Source organism: Arthrobacter sp. SO3 (assembly GCF_020532825.1).
GTDB lineage: Bacteria > Actinomycetota > Actinomycetes > Actinomycetales > Micrococcaceae > Arthrobacter.
This window is the reverse complement of sequence record NZ_MQTS01000239.1, coordinates 1-2,548: the sequence shown is the minus strand read 5'-3', so window position 1 is coordinate 2,548 and position 2,548 is coordinate 1. Positions and strand designations below refer to the sequence as shown.

General features: G+C 69.8%; 2 protein-coding genes. Both read right to left on the bottom strand.

Annotation, left to right across the window (positions count from 1 at the left end; translation table 11 throughout):
* Positions 1-945: serine/threonine-protein kinase (locus BJQ90_RS20390; RefSeq protein ID WP_226762007.1), on the bottom strand; the 945-nt coding region annotated here is incomplete at its 3' end.
* A 668-nt stretch (positions 946-1,613) separates the two neighbouring features.
* Positions 1,614-2,342 carry a hypothetical protein gene (locus BJQ90_RS20385; RefSeq protein ID WP_226762006.1) on the bottom strand — a complete coding sequence of 243 codons (729 nt, stop codon included), beginning with the start codon at positions 2,340-2,342 and terminating at the stop codon, positions 1,614-1,616.
* Positions 2,343-2,548 lie beyond the last annotated feature (206 nt).

The window sequence follows — 2,548 nt, the reverse complement described above, 5'->3', positions numbered from 1 at the left end:
GCTGGCGCCCAATCCGGCTGGGGATGGCCGCGGGGGACGGGCCGGCGGGGCAGGCAGAACACGGGTGCGCTCCTCGGCGAGCAGTCCGGGAAGGGATGCGGGGGAGACCAGGGCATGCCGCAGTGCCACTTCGAGGTCCGCGGCGGACGGGCGGTCCAGAGGATCCAGGGCTGTCATGGCCCGGAGGAGTTGGGCCCACTCGGCGGGCACCGAGCCGGGGATGGCCGGGGCCCGGTGAAGCCTCGCGACGGCGGATTCCACGGCGCTGCCGGGATATTCGACGTCGCCCTTGATGCATTCGAGCAGGACCAGTCCGAGCGAATAGATGTCGCTTGCCGGACCCAGGTCGGCGCCCCGCGACTGTTCCGGGCTCAGGTACGCGGCGGTTCCCACCATGGTGCCGGTGGCGGTGAGCCGGGTCCCGTCCACAAGGCGGGCGATCCCGAAGTCGGTGAGTTTCGGCCGCAAAGGTTCCCCGGGCCGGACAGGTACAAGCAGGATGTTGGCCGGCTTGATATCCCGGTGGATGATGCCGAGCGAGTGCACATAGGCCAGGGCATCAGAGACCCCGGCCCCGATGACCGCGATCTCATCCAGCGGCAGCGGGCTGTGCCGGATCCGGGCCCGGAGGTCCTGCCCATCCACAAGTTCCATGGTCAGGAACGGCCGTGGTTCCTCGGCGATGCGGCTGTCCGTGCCGGCGTCGAAGAGTGTCACCAGGCTCGGATGGTTCAGGGTTGCCAGCAGCTCGATCTCGGCTTCCTGACGCCGGAGTTCGTCCGGGTCGGCGGACTGCGGGGCAAAGAGCTTCAGTGCCACATCGCGGCCCAGATTCATGTCCTTGGCGCTGTAAACGGACGCCATTCCGCCCCGGCCGATCACTTCCCCGAGCCGGTAGCGGCCGCCCAGGAGTTGTGCCTTGTTGCTATTGGGCGAACTGTCCACGCTTGTCCCCGTCCCTTCCCCCGGGGCGCCACGGCGGCGCCCCCCAAGAATGATACCGGGACGGGTATCTGCTCCCTGCACGGCGGCCGCGGACCGACGGCCGCCGTGCAGGTTGGATGCTGCCGGAGCGCTGTGCCGTTGGGTCCCCCAGCGGACCCAACGACGGTATGCCTTGCCGGAGCGTGTGCGGCGTTGAGTCCCCCTAGCGGACCCAACGACGGTTTGCCTTGCCGGAGCTGTGTGCCGTTGAGTCCCCCAGCGGACCCAACGACGGTATGCCTTGCCGGAGCGTGTGCGGCGTTGAGTCCCCCTAGCGGACCCAACGACGGTTTGCCTTGCCGGAGCTGTGTGCCGTTGAGTCCCCCAGCGGACCCAACGACGTCGCTCCGGCCTCACAAGACCTCTGCGAGGGCGGGCGCGGGACTACGGCGGGCGCTCCTCAAGGCGAGTTGTCGGTTTGCGGCGCGCCGGCGGTCCGGCCGGGCGGTCGGCTCCCCGGTACGGATTTGCAGGCGCCAGCCCGACGGCGGGGGAGGCTGCGGCGGAAAGAGGGGTGCCGGAATGACGGCAGCGGACGGTGGCGTCCATTGGGGGTCTCCTGAATGACTGTTGGCGGGCGCTCAAGGCAGCCCGATTGGCCGTGCTCTGTGGAGGGCAGAGACGGCTAACTAGTCAGGAGATGAACCGGGGTCGGCGGCGTCGGCTGAGTGTACGTGCTGCAGCGGACCGCTGATTGGATCGGCGCCGGTGGTGGGAATGACAAGGTACGGGCTTGGGAGCCAGGCAGCGCCGCCGCCGGGTCCGCCGGACGAGACGGTGTTACCGGAACCGGAACCGGGGGCCGCAGGCAGGGCATTGGGAGCAGGCAGACCTGTCCCGTTGGGCCAGGGGCTCGGGTTGTTGTGGCCGGTCGGTGCTGGTGGCGCAGTGCCTCCCGGGGCAGATCCTGCCGGGGGCACACTGGTGGAGGCCTGGCCCGTCCCGCTCAGATGAACGGGGATGCTATCGAGGGCAGGCAGGTACAGGGCACTGCCAAAGAACTCAGTGCCGGGCGCCGGGGACGCCCCCTGAACCACCGCGAGGGCTTCGGCGGTGACTTTGCAGTCCGGAGGGGTTTCCGACGCGGCTCCGACGGGGTCCGGGGGTGCGCCAACCGGCGCAGGCAGCACTGCATCGACCGCCACCACCATGTCAAGGACCGCCAGGTCCGGGACCGCCGGACCAGCCGTCTCTACCCCAACCGGGACCACCGGCACTGCCTGAAGCGGGTCCGTCACCAGTGGATCTGTCACCAGCGGGTCGGCAGGCGCCGGAACCGGGAGGGCTGGATCTATCACCGGCAGCGTGAGATCCAGGGCCGGGTCGGTTACGACCGGCGTTGGTGTCGGAGCGACCACCGGTGAAGTGGAGCCCGGGGCGGGCGCCGGGTACGTAGCGACCGGAGTCGGCGAGGGCGTGGGACTGGAGCCAGTCGGCGTAGGTGTCGGACTCAGGACCGGCGTCGGTGTTGGGGTTGGAGTGGGAGTTGGTGCCGGCGCGGTGACCGGCTCGGGAGCGGGTTGCGGAGCCGGGGTGGTTGTCGGGAGGGCAGTGGGTTCTGGTT